Annotated in this window: 14 protein-coding genes; 13 read left to right on the top strand and 1 reads right to left on the bottom strand. The window is 47.5% G+C overall.

Going from position 1 to position 16,637, the window contains the following annotated elements:
• Positions 1-21 precede the first annotated feature (21 nt).
• The 6 genes from P2W70_RS28365 (at position 22) to P2W70_RS28340 (ending at position 8,792) form a co-directional block, all read left to right on the top strand.
• A complete protein-coding gene (locus P2W70_RS28365) occupies positions 22-1,593 on the top strand; it encodes a SusD/RagB family nutrient-binding outer membrane lipoprotein (RefSeq protein ID WP_276484950.1) in 1,572 nt (523 codons plus the stop codon).
• Positions 1,594-1,611: 18 nt separating this feature from the next.
• Positions 1,612-2,511, top strand: a complete 900-nt coding sequence (locus P2W70_RS28360; RefSeq protein WP_276484949.1) for a BT_3987 domain-containing protein — start codon at positions 1,612-1,614, stop codon at positions 2,509-2,511.
• A gap of 86 nt (positions 2,512-2,597) precedes the next feature.
• Entirely contained in the window at positions 2,598-3,269 is a 672-nt protein-coding gene (locus P2W70_RS28355) for a hypothetical protein (protein WP_276484948.1), read from the top strand.
• Positions 3,270-3,560: 291 nt separating this feature from the next.
• Complete coding sequence (locus tag P2W70_RS28350; RefSeq protein ID WP_276484947.1) at positions 3,561-6,848, top strand: SusC/RagA family TonB-linked outer membrane protein; 3,288 nt, start codon at positions 3,561-3,563, stop codon at positions 6,846-6,848.
• Between the two features lie 32 nt (positions 6,849-6,880).
• Entirely contained in the window at positions 6,881-8,362 is a 1,482-nt protein-coding gene (locus tag P2W70_RS28345) for a SusD/RagB family nutrient-binding outer membrane lipoprotein (RefSeq protein WP_276484946.1), read from the top strand.
• A gap of 115 nt (positions 8,363-8,477) precedes the next feature.
• On the top strand, positions 8,478-8,792 hold the full coding sequence (locus P2W70_RS28340; RefSeq protein ID WP_276484945.1) for a DUF3467 domain-containing protein: 315 nt from the start codon (positions 8,478-8,480) through the stop codon (positions 8,790-8,792).
• Between the two features lie 129 nt (positions 8,793-8,921).
• Here P2W70_RS28340 and radC read toward each other — a convergent pair whose 3' ends face one another.
• A complete protein-coding gene (gene radC, locus P2W70_RS28335; protein WP_276484944.1) occupies positions 8,922-9,614 on the bottom strand; it encodes a RadC family protein in 693 nt (230 codons plus the stop codon).
• Between the two features lie 120 nt (positions 9,615-9,734).
• Here radC and P2W70_RS28330 point away from each other — a divergent pair, with 120 nt between their 5' ends.
• The 7 genes from P2W70_RS28330 (at position 9,735) to P2W70_RS28300 (ending at position 16,372) form a co-directional block, all read left to right on the top strand.
• Positions 9,735-9,956: a hypothetical protein gene (locus P2W70_RS28330; protein ID WP_276484943.1), complete on the top strand. Its 222-nt coding sequence runs from the start codon at positions 9,735-9,737 to the stop codon at positions 9,954-9,956.
• Between the two features lie 194 nt (positions 9,957-10,150).
• On the top strand, positions 10,151-11,101 hold the full coding sequence (locus P2W70_RS28325; protein ID WP_276484942.1) for a ribose-phosphate pyrophosphokinase: 951 nt from the start codon (positions 10,151-10,153) through the stop codon (positions 11,099-11,101).
• 55 nt (positions 11,102-11,156) lie between these two features.
• On the top strand, positions 11,157-11,804 hold the full coding sequence (locus P2W70_RS28320) for a 50S ribosomal protein L25 (protein ID WP_276484941.1): 648 nt from the start codon (positions 11,157-11,159) through the stop codon (positions 11,802-11,804).
• A 124-nt stretch (positions 11,805-11,928) separates the two neighbouring features.
• Positions 11,929-12,507, top strand: a complete 579-nt coding sequence (gene pth, locus P2W70_RS28315; RefSeq protein WP_276484940.1) for an aminoacyl-tRNA hydrolase — start codon at positions 11,929-11,931, stop codon at positions 12,505-12,507.
• A gap of 148 nt (positions 12,508-12,655) precedes the next feature.
• On the top strand, positions 12,656-13,267 hold the full coding sequence (locus P2W70_RS28310) for a fumarylacetoacetate hydrolase family protein (RefSeq protein WP_276484939.1): 612 nt from the start codon (positions 12,656-12,658) through the stop codon (positions 13,265-13,267).
• Between the two features lie 84 nt (positions 13,268-13,351).
• The gene (locus P2W70_RS28305) at positions 13,352-15,466 is read left to right on the top strand and encodes an alpha-ketoacid dehydrogenase subunit alpha/beta (protein ID WP_276484938.1); all 2,115 of its coding nucleotides are present in this window, start codon (positions 13,352-13,354) and stop codon (positions 15,464-15,466) included.
• A 192-nt stretch (positions 15,467-15,658) separates the two neighbouring features.
• Positions 15,659-16,372, top strand: a complete 714-nt coding sequence (locus P2W70_RS28300) for an IS1595 family transposase (RefSeq protein ID WP_276484937.1) — start codon at positions 15,659-15,661, stop codon at positions 16,370-16,372.
• Positions 16,373-16,637: the final 265 nt, after the last annotated feature.

The following is a 16,637-nucleotide window of genomic DNA, read 5'->3' as shown; positions in this document are numbered from 1 at the left end:
GCAACAACAAAATAAACTAGTATGAAAAAAGCGCTTATAATTGGTCTTATGGGGGCGGTTACGCTAAGCTCCTCCTGTAAGAAATACTTCGATATAAATGATAACCCGAACAGTGCTACAACGGCAACGCCTGTGTTGATCCTCCCACAAGTACTGACTGCGACCGCCTCTATGGTAAATGGTTACAATACCTATGGCGCACAGTTGGTAGGTTATGCTGCAAATGCCGGCGGTTTTGGTGGCTTTGGTACTGCTGTTACCTACAACTTCTCCACCAATGACAACTCTGCCCGTTGGTCCAGTGCCTACGATGTGCTGAACGATTACCAGTCTATCCTGAATTCTACCGACACCCTTCCCGTAATGAAGCGTTATAACGCTGTTGCCCGCATTATGAAAGCGCACGCTTTCCAATTGCTGGTAGATGCTTATAATGATATTCCTTATGAAGAAGCGCTGAAAGGGTTGCAGAATCTGACCCCTGCTTATACAGATGCAAAGGTGATCTATAAGGACCTGGCTGATCAGCTCGATAAAGCCATCGCTGATATCAATGCTGCACCTGGTGTTACTAATAACATCGAATTGAGCGCGACTGCCGATGTTATGTTTGCCGGTAATATGACGAAATGGAAGCAATTTGCCAATACACTGAAATTGCGGATACTGATCCACGGTCGTGGAAAGGTTACCTTCTCCAACAGCAATTTTGATGCTGCTGGCTTCCTGACCGACGATGCCATGGTGGATCCGGGCTATGTCAGAGACAACAACAAGCAAAATCCCAAATGGAATACTTGGGCATTCTCGTATACTGGCTCACCCGGCAGCAAGTCCTGGATGCCTAATACCTTTGTATATTCCTTCTATAATGGCACCAAGTTGTCTGATGTAAACCGCGGTTATGCCATTTATTACCAGTTTCCCTCTACTCCTACCAACCGTCTTGGTTATGAAAACAATTCAGTGGTGGCCAGCCCGGATGGTAGTTTCTGGTATCCCAGCTCAAGCCGTACGGGTACATCTGCGGGCAATACAACTGGAGTTTTGAAAGGACCTGATGCTGGCATGCCAATAATTACGGCAGCTGAAAGCTATCTGCTGCAGTCTGAAGCCGTTGTGCGTGGTATCATTCCAACTGGCAACGCTAAGAACTTGTTCCTGAGTGGTATCGAGGCTTCCTTTAAATACCTGGACGAACTGCCTGATGGTACTTATCCTACAGGTTGGGATCCTGTTGCTGAAGCGCAGCAATATCAGGACGACAATGAAGACAGCCCGCTGGTGAATTTTGACCTGGCGGCGTCTGACGAGAAAAAGATTGAAGCCATCATCACGCAGAAGTATATTGCCCTGAATTTCGTGAACAGCGACGAAGCCTGGAATGAATACAGGAGAACCGGTTATCCTGCTGTCGTAAATACTGCAGGAGCGAATGGTTCGCAGACTTTTGCATCTGTCTCTTCCGAAAGCACGCGTCCCGACAGGTTGCCAACGCGCATTCTGTACCCAAGTTCAGAAAGTTCTTACAATACGGCTAATGTTCCGAAGAACATTTCTCCGTATTCTTCACTGATCTTCTGGGCTAAATAAACTTCTAAAAATTACAAGATGAAAAAACTGACTATAAATACTGTTCTCTTATCTATGTTGGCACTGGGACTTGCTGGCTGTTTGAAGAAGGCTGACATGAACATAGATCCCGATACCGCTGGCAGTACTATCGCTTTCACCAATACCGGTAATAACCTGGCTGTTGCGCGTTCACAGTATCCTGGGTTTTATTCCGACCTGGGTACGTTGGCCAAAGGACAGTCCACGACCTTCAATGTCAACGTTACTTATTCTGGTGCAGCAAATGCTCCTTCAGATATTACTGTAGGTCTTGCACTAGACAATGCGCTGCTTACAGAGTATAATACGGTGAATGGTACGCATTATGAAATGCCTCCTACCACAGTGTACAGCATGCCAACGAGTGCAGTCATCAAAGCCGGTACCCGCATGGTACAGGTTCCTGTTACGGTAACTTATTCTGCTGGTTTCGACTTTACCAAAAGCTATGGCTTGCCGGTAAAAATCACTTCGGCTACCACAGGCAATATCAGCGTAAACTTTGGAAAGGCGGTGTATTCATTCGGTCTGCGTAATGACTATGATGGTCACTACTCCCTCCGTCTTTATTCACTGCGCGGTGGTGATCCGGCAAAGACCGGTAACCTGAACCGTGCAGCGGGCATGGACCTGGTTACAGTAGGTGCCAACAAGGTGCAGTTTGCTGAACTGCAGGTATGGGCCGACAATACCGGCGTAGGTATTGGTAACCCTATACTAACGGTGAATGCCGACAATACCGTTACTGTAAGCAGCGATGGTGGTGCTATCAATGCTCCTGGTTACAATTGCCGGTACGAGCCTGCTACCAAAACCTTCTACGTTTCATTTACCTGGGGTGCGGGACCTGCCTCACGTTTGGCTACCGATACATTGGTTTATGTACGCCCCAGATAATTCAAAGATTATTTGATCTTTATAAAGAGCCAGCTATAATTTCTATAGCTGGCTCTTATTTTTCCATTACCTGCTAAATCTTTTTTATGAGAAAGTGTGTCTTTTCATTTTCCTTACTGCTATTGCTATTCCTTTCGTCTCTGCTGTCACTTGCCCAGGTTGTATCCATCGAAAAATCGGAATTGAATACGAAATTATTTAATTCGTATTCGAAAGGGAATGTCTATTTAAAGAACGGTTCGGTGCAGGAAGCTGAACTGAACTATGAAACCGAAGACAACAGTATCGTTTTTAAGAATCATGGTCAGGTGTTGACGTTGACCAATGTTGGCGATGTGGATACGGTGGTCATTGCGGGCCGGAAATTCGTTCCTGTCGATAAGAAATTCTATGAGGTATTAAGCAATGGTGGGATCGATTTGCTGGCATCTTATATCAATAAGCGGAAACCGGTGGTGGCCTCCCCGGATCATGACGGTACCAAGCGAAGTGCAGGCAGTGCGGCCAACAACAATGTTGCACCGGCTTATGTAAGCAGGCCGTTTCAGTCAAACTCTGTCGTTGATATCTTCAACCAGTTTTGGTTAAAGCGTGGTAATAGCCTGTATAAAGCCAATAATGAAAAGCAATTGCTGAAGGTGTATCCGATGAAACACAACGATGCTATTAAGCAATACATTAGCGACAACAAGATTGATTTTGACAAACAGGAAGATCTGGTAAAGCTGGTTGCTTATTGCAACACGCAATTGAAGTAGCGCTGATAAGCCTGCTGAAAAGTCCCCGCTGACTGGCTGTCAGCGGGGACTTTTTGTTGTTACAACATAGGTTGGCGCTGCGAATTGAACGTTTGTTGCAAAGGTCTGACGCCATTAGGAGTTATATCCCGATTCGTGCGTGTAAGCGTTAGAGAGACTAACGGAATATATATTATTTCCTCACATTTGGGTAGACAGCGGATATGCGTTAGGGAATAGTTGTTAATTTTTTGCTAAAGGCGTTGAATTTTATTATATTTAGTATAGTTCAAACCAAAATTAACAAGTCACATGAGAAAAATTCTTCCACTGCTTGCGGTGCTGGTGTGTATTGCATATCCGGCACTGTCACAAACCCGGTTACTCACCGGGCGAATCACAGACATCACTGGCAGTCCCGTTGCCTTTGCCTCTGTTGTTGTTAAAAGCTCCAAAGTAGGAACTACCTCAGACGAAAATGGCGGTTTTAAGATCAATGTTGCTTCCGGCGACGTATTGGTCGTTACGGCGGTCGGCATGAAGCCTGCCGAATATACCGTAGGCTCCGGCGACATGGCGGCTATTCGTGTAGAGCGGGTAAGTGCCATGGATGAGGTGGTTGTTACCGCCATGGGTATCAGAAGGGAAAAGAAGGCCCTTGGGTACGCTGTACAGGAAGTGAAAGGGGAGAACGTAACGGTTGCCAAATCGCTCGACGTCAGCTCTTCGCTGGCGGGTAAAGTAGCGGGTGTGCAACTCGTAGGTTCACCCAGTTCCACCTACGACAATGCGGAGATCCTGATCCGTGGTGTTACGGGTCTTGGTCCTCAACCGCCCATTTTTGTGGTCGATGGTACCATCACCAGTCAAAGCGCTGTGATCATGGATAACATTGACAATATATCTGTGCTGAAAGGGCCGGCAGCAACGGCGCTGTATGGTCAGCGGGCTGCCAATGGCGCTGTGATCATAACAACGAAAAAAGGCACCCGTAAAAGAGTGAGTGGAGTAGACGTGAACCTGGGTGTCACGATGGAGAAGCTTTCTATTATCCCACCTTATCAAAACCAATATGCAGGTGGCTATTCGTCGAACTACACGAGTAAAAGGTCGTTGAATCCCTCAGGTTGGACGGGCGGCGATTACCTCGATGACCAGGGCTATTATATTTTCCGTTATGATCCATCGAAGCATCCTGCCTCCTGGGCCTCTTTTGAAGGACAAAGGATGCTGGAGTACGGAGCAGATGAAAGCTGGGGACCCAAGATCGACGGATCGCAATACCGGCCCTATTACAGCTGGTATCCCGGTGATGAGTTTGGCAAAACCTTCGCGATGGTGGCCCAGCCCAACAACGTGAAAGACTTCTTTGAAACGGGTGTGAACCTGAACAATAGCATCAGTTTCTATAGCGGTGGTGAAACCTACAACTTCCGGGCTACCTATGGCAATCAAAACAGAACACTGGTATTGCCCAACTCCAAAAGAGACCAAAACCAATTTGGGGTGAACGGGGCCGTTGATGTAGGTAAATACATTACCGTATCGACGGACATCACTTACAGTGCTTCCAATACAAAAGGTAAACCATTGGAAGGCTACCGGCTCGACGGGTTGAATATTCAGCAAAACTTCAACCAGTGGTTTCAGCGTCAACTGGACATCAAGCGTATGAAACGCTACCGGGAAAGTGATGGCAGCCTCAACTCCTGGAATATCGGTGATCCCAATGCCACCAGCGTATTCAGCGAGTACAGTGTACCGCAGTATTGGGACAATCCATACTTTGTCGTCAACGAAAATTACGGCACACAGCGTAACAACCGGCTGGTCGGTAACGTAGGGCTCAATATCAAGTTCAACAATCACTGGAACCTACAGTCTTACGCCCGTATCAACAGCTATGGTAATGAAAACGACTTCCGGGTAGCCACCGGCGGCCTGAACCTGGATGGTTACGAGTTGTTGCAAAACAACTACCGTGAAATGAACTATGAGTCGAACCTCTACTACAAGAACAAGTTTGGTGTTTTCTCCCTGGATGGTCTGGTCGGGGGCAATATCCGCCAGGAATATTATAGTCAGTTGTCGGAGGCGACGGCTGGTGGTTTGAGTGCGCCCAACTATTTTGACCTGCGGGCGTCAATTTCACGGCCTACGGCCCTGCGTTCTTACGCCAAGAAGCGGGTGAACAGTATCTATGGTAAGGTATCGGTTGGGTATGATGATATCATCTTCCTGGAAGGTACTTTGCGCAACGACTGGTCTTCTGCTTTACCGGTCAATGACAATTCTTACCTGTATCCTTCTGTCAGCACGAGCTTTATTTTTACCGAATTGCTGAAGACGTCGGGCGTAACCAATACGCTGACCTTTGGTAAGCTGCGGCTGTCTTATGCATCGGTGGGTTCGGATCTTGACCCGCATCAATTGAACACAGCTATCAATATCGGATCTTTCTATGGTAGCAATCCATCTACAGCCATCGGTGACCGGCTGCGTGGTGGGAAGATAGAGATAAAGCCCTCACTCACGAGTGCCTATGAGGCGGGGATTGAGTTGCGGTTCTTCAACCGTTTCGGACTGGATGTTGCCGTGTACCAGAACAACAATACCGATCAGATCCTGCCCGTAGATGTCTCCTCTTCCAGTGGATTCTCTTCTGTGCAGATCAATGCCGGTAAGATTGTAAGTCAGGGTATCGAAATCTCCTTGAACGCCACGCCGGTTGCTTCCAGGGATTTCTCCTGGGATATTACGCTCAACTGGGCGCGTAACAGCAACAAGGTAAAGGAGCTCTATCCCGGGTTGCCTACTTACCTGTATGCTACCAATCGATACGATACAAGACTTGAACACCGTGTGGATGCTGAGTGGGGCATGTATGTAGGTCGTAAATGGCGTACAGATCCCGCCACCGGGCAAACGTTGATCAATTACAGTGTGAATTCCGCCGGTACAAAAACATCTACCGGCTTGCCTGAGTATGATATCAACCAGGATATCGGCCAGGTATTACCCGAGTGGACGGGAGGTATGTTCAATGCCATGAAGTTTAAAGGCTTTGATCTTACTTTCTCGATCGATTTTCAGAGCGGCGGCCTTTTCTATTCGGAGACCAGGAACTTCAACACCGGGGCGGGCCTTTCGGAGGAAACCGTTGGTTTGAATGACAAGGGACATGACTGGCGGGACTATCCCGGCTCCTGGACGTTTGCCAATGGCAACACAGGTAGTGGTGGCATCCTGATACCCGGTGTATTCAATGATGGTAAAGGAACTGTCAACAACCGGTATGTAGCAGCCCGCGCTTATTGGTATACTGCCCGCCAGATGGATGCGCGCAATGTATTGCTCGATGCTTCTTATATCAAACTGCGTGAGGTGAGATTTGGCTACAGTCTACCCGTTAGCGTGTTGCGGCACCTGAAGGTTGCCAAGAGTGTTAATCTGGGGATCATCGTACAAAACGCCTGGCTGATCTGGGCCAATACCAAGAAGTACGGTGTAGATCCTTCTGAGCTGGAAGTGTTTTATCGGGAGGGGGGGCAGTTGTCTGCTACCCGCCAGATCGGTGCCAATCTTCGTGTCAGTTTCTAAACGTCCTGGTGTAAACCTTAAAGTGTATAAAGATGAAAAAAATACTCAGCATATCGTGTATTACCCTGCTGCTGGCAGGCTGTAATAAGTTCAAGGATACAAATGTCGATCCTACGCAATTGCAAAGTGCGGCAACCAAAAGTTTGCTCACCAATTCGCTGCAGGCGATGCCGGATCTTGTGTTTGGCAATATCGCATCGAGCCGCCTGGCTGCCTTGTATGTGCAACATTTATCTGAAGGGCCTTATCCCGGACCTTCTTTGTACAATGACCGGAATTTGTCGTTTACCGCCTGGTATGCGGGATCCGGCAACGTAACGCCTCCTTCCAACCTCAATGGGCCTTTGTACAATTTGCAGACGATCATCAATTACAACAATGACGGGAATGAAGCCGCCAGCCCCAGTATCAATGGCGGTAAGAATAACCAGATTGCGGTGGCGCGTATCCTGAAGGCTTATTTTTATCTGTTGATGACGGATCGTTGGGGCGATATCCCTTATTCACAAGCACTGAAGGGGAGTGATAATTTTACCCCTGCGTATGATAAGCAACAAGCGATCTATACCGATTTGTTCAAGGAGCTGACCGAAGCGGTGGCGCAATTCAAAGACAACGAATCGGATGTGACCGGGGATTTCCTGTTTAAGGGCGATAATGATGGTTGGAAACGTTTTGCCAATACGATCCGGATGGTGATGGCACTTCGCTTGTCGAAAGCTGATCCGGCGAAAGGAAAAACGGAATATGCAGCTGCTATTGCAGCAGGCGTCATTACGAGCAATAGTCAAAACATCTTGTATAAATTTGTAGCCGGTGATCCTAATAACTACAATCCGTGGTACAATAATTACAACGTCAGCAACCGGAATGACTATGCCATCAGCACGACGCTTACGAGTTATATGTCGGCTAAAAGTGACCCACGCTTGCCGGTCTATGGTGAGGTGCTTTCTGGTGGAGTCGTGAAGGGATTGACCTATGGCCGCAATGCAGCCGTGAATATACCGGCAGCTTACAGCCGTATCGGCGCCTATTTTAAAGATCAGGGATCGCCCTTGGCGCTCTTCACCTATGCGCAGGTATTGTTTTGCCGGGCAGAGGCGGCCAAGCTGGGGTATACCGGTGCTGTTGACGAGGCTGGCGCAGAGTCCTTGTATAAGGATGCCATCAAGGCATCGTGGGAGCAATATGGCGTGTTTGACCAAACCAAATACAACGCCTATATCGCTTTGCCGGAAGTAGTGTATAGCGCGGCAACCGGGCATGAACGGATCATGACGGAAAAATGGGTGCATGCCTATCTCAACAGCTGGGAAGCCTGGAACGACTGGCGCCGGACCGGCTTTCCCAAACTGACGGCTGCGACCGATGCGGTGGATGCCCGGGGGATTCCATTGCGGATCGGTTATCCGACAACCGAATCTTCGCTTAACAAAGCGAACTATGACAAGGCGGTGGCCGATTTGGGTGGAAAAGATGACAACTACGCCAAAATGTGGTGGTTGAAATAATGTAACTTATTACTATTGAAAGGGCTACCAGCAACCGGTAGCCCTTTTTTGTTCAAACATTAATAGGCGTATTAAGGAATGTATGTTACTTTTACTGCCCACAAAAAGCGTACAAATGGACAATCAGGATCAACAACAAAACCAGCTTAATATCGAGATCAGCGAAGAGATTGCAGAAGGTGTTTACGCCAACCTGGCGATCATCACGCATTCGCATGCTGAGTTTGTGATTGATTTTGTAAACGTAATGCCCGGCACTCCGAAAAGCCGCGTGAAGTCACGTATTATTTTGACTCCCCAGCACGCTAAACGGTTCATGAAAGCGCTCACTGAGAATGTCAATCGTTTCGAGTCGCTGAATGGCAAGATCCAGGACCTGGAAGAGGTGCAGCTGCCGATGAATTTCGGTGGACCTACGGCACAGGCGTAGCTACGTGAAACCTATAATTTATTTAACTCATTGATATTGTACCCCTTGGCTGGCTGCCAAGGGGATTTTTTTGCTCCTACCTTGACTGCTGCCGGGTAGTATAGATGCTGTACTGGTGGTAGTGGCTGCCTATAACTGCCCGTCGTCGGCGAAGCTGTAATACCCTTCTTCACTGACGATCAGGTGATCGATTACCTGGATGTCGAATAATTTAGCGGCATCGATGATTTTACGGGTGATCATTCTGTCGGATAGGCTGGGTTGTAAACCGCCAGAAGGGTGGTTGTGACAAAGGATAATGTTGACAGCGTTGACCTCGAGTGCTTTTTTGATGATGACGCGCGGATCGACTACGGTGGCTGTCAAACCTCCCTGGCTTACATAATCAAAGTCTTTTACGCGGTTTGATACGCTTAGGTACAATACAGCAAATACTTCCCGAAGCTGGTCGCGCAGCATCGTACGCATATAAGTGGCTACGTCGCGGCTGCTGGAGACGATTTCCCGGTCGAAATAGTCGGCGGCATGCCGGCGGCGACCGAGTTCGAGGGCAGCCAGGATGGACACCGCCTTTGCTTCGCCAATGCCATGGATCTTCATTAGCTCCTTGGCTGTCAACTTGTAAAGCCTGTTCAGGTCGTTTTTACTCAACCTCATGACCTCGTGTCCCAGGTCCATGGCCGATTTTCCCTGCGGTCCATTACCGATAATGGTCGCCAGCAATTCGGCGGTACTCAGGTCCATGGGATTTTTACTAAGGAATTTTGCCCTTGGCTGGTCCTCTAAAGCCCATTCTTTGATCGGGTAATTTTTCGGTTGCATGAATGATAAGTATCTGTTAATTTTCCCCCTGTAATAGTAATCCACAGTGGGTAATAAGCTTACCTGTCTGTCGTTATTGTTAAAGAGATCCTAACTTTTGAAAACTTAATCCACGATCCCATGCAAAGGAAAACTACATTTTTAGCAATTGGCGGCTATCAGCCGTTCCTGTTCTGCATCGGCATGTATTGCGTAGCGTTGGCTTTTTCCATTTTCATTTGCTCCGCTATCTTTCATGTGCTCAACCCCAAAACATCCCTCGTTCGTAAAAGTGAAACACCCATTACGCAAACCGCTGCTGCCAGTACTGGTCAGCAAGTATTGCTGACGGTCACTAAATAACTGTCATTCAAAAGATAATGTACCATTTCCAGTAACACGGAGAAGGTTTTTGAACGTATTCTGAATCGTTTGTCCCTCTAATGGGCGCGGTTCAGGATACGCCTTTTATGCACATTGCGAAAGGAAAACTTTTCCACTCCGCGGGCTATTAAATCCCTTTCCTTCGTTATATCTTCGCCGCACATTTAAGCGGTATGCAAACTTCTATCAAGGTCTTCTCAGGTACTGGATCACAGTATCTCGCCGAAAAAATTGCCCGAAAATACGGGATTACATTAGGAAAAATTACAATTTCAAGGTTTAGCGATGGGGAAATTCAGCCTGTTTTCCAGGAAAGTATCCGGGGCGACATGGTTTTCCTGATCCAAAGTACTTTCGCACCTGCGGAAAACCTGTTGGAAATGTTGCTGATGATCGATGCAGCCCGCCGGGCTTCAGCGTACAAGGTGGTGGCCGTCATTCCTTATTATGGGTATGCCCGCCAGGACCGGAAAGATAAACCCCGGGTAGCGATCGGTTCCAAGATGATCGCGAACATGCTGGTGGCTGCCGGCGCTGACCGTGTGATTACCATGGACTTGCATGCGCCTCAAATCCAGGGTTATTTCGATATTCCGGTGGATCACCTGGATAGCTCAGCGATATTTATCCCTTACATTCAGCAACTTCAGCTTGAAAACCTTACCTTTGCGGCCCCTGACGTGGGTAGCGCCAACAGGATACGGGAAATCGCGTCCTATTTCAATGCTGAAATGGTGATCTGCGACAAGCACCGTAAGCGGGCCAACGAGATCGCCAGCATGGTAGTGATCGGTGATGTGACGAACAGGGATGTGGTATTGATCGATGATATCTGTGATACCGGCGGCACACTGGCCAAATCGGCCGGGTTGTTGAAAGAGAAGGGGGCAAGAAGTGTACGAGCATTGTGTACACACCCGGTGTTGAGTGGCAATGCGTATTCGAATATCGAAAACAGTGTGTTGGAAGAACTGGTGGTGTGCGATACGATCCCGCTGAAGCAGAAGATATCGAAGATCAAGGTGTTGAGTGTGGCTGAATTGTTTGCGGTGGCTATCCGGAATGCATATGAAAATAGAAGTATTACGGGGTTGTTCATCCACAGTCAGCGGAGAAATCAGTAAGTAGCAGGTCGCTGTAAGCGATCTTTCAAAAACGGAATTTTTAAATACATATACAATGAAATCAATTACAATTGAAGGCCAACTGAGGACCGGAACCGGGAAGAAAGCCGCCCGCCAACTCCGCTCTCAGGGTCAGGTACCCAGTGTAATTTATGGCGGTGCTGAGGAGATCAATTTTTCTGCTCCTGTGCTGGCTTTTAAATCGCTGGTTTACACTTCTGAGTTCTTATTAGCTGAAATCAAGGTGGATGGTAAAACTTACAAAGCTATCCTGAAGGATATCCAGTTTGATAAGGTTGACGATTCTCTCGCTCATATCGACTTCCTGGAGTTGGTAGAAGACAAGCCAGTGATCGCTACATTGCCTTTGAAATTCGTAGGTAGTTCTGTTGGTGTTAAAGCCGGTGGTAAGTTGATCACGAAGATCAAATCGCTCAAGATTAAGACCCTCCCCAAGTTCCTGAAAGAGAACATCGAGGTGGATCTGACCAACCTGGAGTTGAATGGTAACATCCGCGTAGAAGACGTGGTAGCTGAGAACTACGAAATTCTCAACTCTGCCCGTATTCCTATCGCGTCTGTTGTAATGACTCGTCAGCTGAAGCAAGAAGAGAATGCTGCTCCTGCTGCGAAAGGTGCGAAGGCTGCTCCTGCTGCCAAGGCTCCTGCTGCCGCCGCTGCAAAGCCAGCTGCCAAGAAGTAAGTACTGCAGTAATGCAAACTATATTAAAAGCCCGGTATCCTTTCCGGGCTTTTTTTCTTTTCGCCCGGAAAAGAATACCACGATGTGAGTATAGGACGTACAGTTTATTTTAACTACTTTTTCGATGTCAAAGTTCCTGATAGTTGGTTTGGGTAATATTGGAGCCGAGTATGCGGGCACCCGTCATAATATCGGGTTTGATGTGGCCGATGCCATGGCTGCAAAGTATGGTACGATGTTTAGAGTAGATCGGCTGGCTGAAGTGGCGGAAGCAAAATGGAAGGGCCGGCAATTGATAATTATCAAGCCAACGACCTACATGAACCTTAGCGGAAAAGCTGTGAAGTATTGGATGGACAAGGAAAAGATTTCGTTAAACAATGTATTGGTAATTGTAGATGATCTGGCCCTGACGCTTGCCAAGTTGCGTATGCGTGGTTCTGGTAGTGATGCGGGGCACAATGGTTTAAAAAGTATTCAGGAGGTTTTGCAAACGGATCAATATCCTCGTTTGCGTTTTGGTATAGGTAATAATTATCCCAAAGGACGCCAGGTTGATTTTGTATTGGGCAGGTGGGCACCGGATGAACTACCAGTTGTAAAACAAAAGGCAGAAAAATGTGTCGAGATCGTTGAAAGCTTTGCTACAATTGGTATCGAAAGGACTATGAATGAAGCGAATAAATTGGAGTTTCCACTATGATTTGTTAATTTCAATCTTTATTTTCGCCAATAATATCCTTACCGGGTATTATTTTTTTAGTATCTGATATTCCTGTGAACCTGTACCCCCTGCCTTTCCAGGCTATGAAACTTGAAAACAATTATCTCAGTTAAACCCTTTGTTGAGTATGAAAATTTTCTGTGTTGGCCGTAATTTTGTGGCTCACGCAAAAGAATTGGGTAACGAGGTTCCAGACGAACCTGTCATATTTATGAAGCCCAAGAGTGCTTTATTGCAGGCACACACTCCATTTTATTATCCCGAGTTTACCAATGAACTTCATTATGAATGTGAGTTGGTGTTGCGTATATCCAAGAATGGAAAATATATCCAGGACCGGTTTGCCAGCAAATATTACGATGCAGTAACCTGCGGTATCGACTTTACTGCCCGTGATATTCAAAACGAGTTGAAAGAAAAGGGTTTACCCTGGGAGAAAGCTAAGGCCTGGGATAATTCTGCTGTGATCGGTAAATGGATCCCATTGCAGAATATCAAGAATAAAAAGGACATCAATTTTTGTCTCTACAAGAATAAAGAGTTGGTACAGCAGGGCAATTCGGGCCTGATGATCAACAATTTTGATAAAGTAGTGGCTTATATTTCCAACTACTTCTCCGTCAATATTGGTGATCTCGTATTCACTGGCACACCCGCAGGTGTAGGTGAATGTGTAGTAGGTGATGAGCTGGAAGGGTTTATCGAAGATGATAGCCTGCTGAGTGTAGAAATCAAATAAGAAAAGATCTCATGATACAGTAAGAGGCCATTTCGTAGATGCGGAATGGCCTTTTTTACTATTTTCCATCTATTGTTGCTTGCCATGATACATCCCGATATCTTACTTAAAGCCTATGGTCTGATGTGTACGGCCGGGGCTATGGCCCGGACTTATGAGGCCAACCGTTCGATCTGCAAATATGTGCATTCCACTTCCCGTGGCCATGAGGCGATTCAACTGGCTACTGCGTTTCAATTACTACCCTGCGACTTCATAAGCCCCTATTATCGTGATGAAAGCATTTTGCTGGGGCTGGGTTTTTCTCCCTATCAGTTGATGCTGCAATTGCTGGCCAAGGCCGATGATCCGTTTACCGGCGGCCGGGAATACTATTCGCATCCCAATTACCGTGGGGCAGATAAGCCCACCATTATTCACCAGAGCAGTGCTACGGGCATGCAGGTGATACCGACTACCGGCCTGGCACAGGGCATTCAATACCTGGGTGATCATTTGCCAGACAGGCTAACAAGGGGCGCGCAGGGCGAACTGCCGGTGGTGATCTGCTCGCTGGGGGATGCGAGCATGACGGAAGGGGAGGTGAGCGAAGCGTTGCAGGTGGCAGTACTCAAAAAATTACCCATCATTTACCTGGTGCAGGATAACAACTGGGGCATTAGTGTCAGCGCCAGTGAGGCACGGGCGATGGATGCCTATGATTATGCGGCCGGCTTTCCGGGACTGGAGCGCGTGCGGATCAATGGTAGCCATTTTGAAGAGAGTTATGATGCTATGCGCCGGGTAGTGCAATATGTACGGCAACACCGCACACCTTACCTGGTACAGGCCAGGGTACCCTTGCTGGGGCATCATACGAGCGGTGTACGTAAAGAGTTTTACCGATCGGAGCCCGACTGGCAGCAGCACCTGACAGATGATCCGGTGCCCAAGCTTCGGCAGTCACTGATCGACCGGGGGATACCCGAACAGGAGCTGTTGGCTATCGAAGAAGCAACCTCCCAGGCGGTTACGAGCCATTTTCAGGAGGCTGCAGCAGCAGCCGAGCCAGATGTCAGGACGGTGGCCGATCACGTCTTTAAACCTACTCCAGTGACCCAGGAAGTGGGTAACAGGCTGGGGAAGGAGACCGGATTGCCAACCGCAGGGCCTACCGGCGAATTAGCGTTGGGTGGCGGCAACCGGATCATGATGGTCGACGCTGCCTTATTTGCCATCCGGGAGATCATGGAAGATCATCCGGAAGCGATTTTGTACGGTCAGGATGTCGGCCGGCGCCTGGGTGGTGTATTTCGGGAGGCGGCCACGCTGGCGGAGCAATTTGGCGATCATCGGGTGTTCAATACGGCCATTCAGGAGGCTTATATCATAGGATCCACCGTTGGCATGAGTGCTGTTGGGCTTAAACCCATCGTGGAGGTACAATTCGCAGACTATATTTATCCCGGCTTCAACCAACTTGTAACAGAAATCTCCAAATCATGTTACCTTAGCTGTGGAAAGTTTCCGGTACAAACGGTTATCCGGGTACCGATCGGTGCATATGGAGGTGGCGGGCCCTATCATAGCGGCAGTGTTGAAACAACGTTGTTGTCGATAAAAGGGATTAAAATTGTTTATCCTTCCAATGCGGCTGATATGAAGGGGCTGATGAAAGCTGCCTTCCTCGATCCCAACCCCGTGATCATGCTGGAGCACAAAGGCCTTTACTGGAGTAAAGTGCCCGGCACTGAAGATGCAAAAATGGCTGAACCTGACCGGGATTATGTTCTTCCCCTGGGAAAAGGTAATATCGTACTTGCTGCCGCACCCCATACCGTTGAACGTGGCGAATCCTGTTGCATCATTACTTATGGAATGGGTGTTTACTGGGCCAAAGCCGCTGCCAGGTCATTTCCTGGCCAGGTAGAAATCGTAGACCTGAGAACACTGTATCCGCTCGATGAGGCATTGGTTTTCGAAACGGTGGCAAAGCATGGCAAGTGTTTAGTATTAACTGAAGAACATCGCTATAATTCGTTTGCTGAGGCCCTTGCAGGCCGTATCGCAAAAAACTGCTTTACATGGCTTGATGCTCCTATAGATATCATGGGGTGTATTGAAATCCCAGCCATACCCATGAACATGCAACTGGAGCAAGCCGCCCTTCCTGATCCGGAGAAAGTAAAAGCCGCCATAAGCAGGCTGCTGTTGTTTTAGCACGGAAGAACAACTTACGTCACATGAGAGATCTCCTTATTCTACCCAATTAGTCGGTTAGTCATGATAAGTAGAAATGCAGTTCGGTGCATACATCCGCTGCATTGGCCGCTTGTAATAATTTAACAAACTGGTTAAAATAAAAATTGTCTTATTTACGTAGAGTATCGTACTTAACACCCAGCTAGCGCCATGAAAAACAAATACCTTAAAGGCGCCCACCTTTCCGAGCGGAAAGTGCGGGAGCTATTGAAATTGTTTTGCGAAGACCTCACCGCTACGCAAATCGCAAACATCTCCGGTATAAGCCGGATTACGGTGAACGCCTATTTTAAATTGATTCGCACCCACATTGCGCGGTTTTGCGAAGAAAAGAATCCCCTTCGTTTCCGGTATGGAGACGTTGCCTTTCTCCCCATGGAAAATGGTATCGGCCATAGCCCCGAAAACCATGTTATTTCTGGTAAAAAATCGTTCTACGGTATTTTTAAAAAGGAAGACAACATTTACACCGACAAGATGCCTTGTGTAGACAGCAGCTGGTTGTATGACTGGCTGAAAGGCAGGGTCGATGCGGATGAAGAAGTGTTGCACAAACACCATTTGCATCTGTACAATGGAATTGCAGACTTCAACAATGTTCGTCTGCTGCGCCTGCAAACAGGTGCCAATGGAAGTGTACGGGGAAGATCGCATATCGATGAGATCGATCTTTTCTGGGGTATGCTGAAAGCGCGCCTGGTGAAGTTCCGGGGCCTTAATGGAAATACCCTTTATCTGCATGTGAAGGAAACAGAGTTCCGCTACAATTTCCGGGATGCCGACATCTTTGAATTGCTGCTGGATATCCTGCACAAACAGCCATTACATTATTCAAAAATCGTTCGGCAAAAGGCCGAAGGATAAAACTTACTCCGGGGATCTCTGGTATATTCCTATCGCAACTCATCCCTGGATCACTACAATTAGTTGCGGTAATAGAATTTTTCTCATGTGACTCGCGGGTGGTTTCTACCACCTGCTTTTTTATTTTCAGACCCCATTTATCCGGGTGCCATGCCATTCAACAAGTAACGGCTGCTGATACAAGATAACTAAAAATTTGAATGTTCTGATAACTTACTAATATTCTTCTCTTTATTACCATGATAATGTCATTACATAAAATTGT

Source organism: Paraflavitalea pollutisoli (assembly GCF_029360705.1).
GTDB classification, from domain to species: Bacteria; Bacteroidota; Bacteroidia; order Chitinophagales; family Chitinophagaceae; genus Paraflavitalea; species Paraflavitalea pollutisoli.
Note: the sequence above shows the minus strand (reverse complement) of the source record. Positions and strands in the feature narration are given on the sequence as shown.

Excerpts from the sequence above, each read along its gene's own strand:
- P2W70_RS28365 (WP_276484950.1), top strand. The coding sequence starts at position 22 with ATGAAAAAAGCGCTTATAATTGGTCTTATGGGGGCGGTTACGCTAAGC.
- P2W70_RS28360 (WP_276484949.1), top strand. The coding sequence starts at position 1,612 with ATGAAAAAACTGACTATAAATACTGTTCTCTTATCTATGTTGGCACTG.
- P2W70_RS28355 (WP_276484948.1), top strand. The coding sequence starts at position 2,598 with ATGAGAAAGTGTGTCTTTTCATTTTCCTTACTGCTATTGCTATTCCTT.
- P2W70_RS28350 (WP_276484947.1), top strand. The coding sequence starts at position 3,561 with ATGAGAAAAATTCTTCCACTGCTTGCGGTGCTGGTGTGTATTGCATAT.
- P2W70_RS28345 (WP_276484946.1), top strand. The coding sequence starts at position 6,881 with ATGAAAAAAATACTCAGCATATCGTGTATTACCCTGCTGCTGGCAGGC.
- P2W70_RS28340 (WP_276484945.1), top strand. The coding sequence starts at position 8,478 with ATGGACAATCAGGATCAACAACAAAACCAGCTTAATATCGAGATCAGC.
- radC (WP_276484944.1), bottom strand. The coding sequence starts at position 9,614 with ATGCAACCGAAAAATTACCCGATCAAAGAATGGGCTTTAGAGGACCAG.
- P2W70_RS28330 (WP_276484943.1), top strand. The coding sequence starts at position 9,735 with ATGCAAAGGAAAACTACATTTTTAGCAATTGGCGGCTATCAGCCGTTC.
- P2W70_RS28325 (WP_276484942.1), top strand. The coding sequence starts at position 10,151 with ATGCAAACTTCTATCAAGGTCTTCTCAGGTACTGGATCACAGTATCTC.
- P2W70_RS28320 (WP_276484941.1), top strand. The coding sequence starts at position 11,157 with ATGAAATCAATTACAATTGAAGGCCAACTGAGGACCGGAACCGGGAAG.
- pth (WP_276484940.1), top strand. The coding sequence starts at position 11,929 with ATGTCAAAGTTCCTGATAGTTGGTTTGGGTAATATTGGAGCCGAGTAT.
- P2W70_RS28310 (WP_276484939.1), top strand. The coding sequence starts at position 12,656 with ATGAAAATTTTCTGTGTTGGCCGTAATTTTGTGGCTCACGCAAAAGAA.
- P2W70_RS28305 (WP_276484938.1), top strand. The coding sequence starts at position 13,352 with ATGATACATCCCGATATCTTACTTAAAGCCTATGGTCTGATGTGTACG.
- P2W70_RS28300 (WP_276484937.1), top strand. The coding sequence starts at position 15,659 with ATGAAAAACAAATACCTTAAAGGCGCCCACCTTTCCGAGCGGAAAGTG.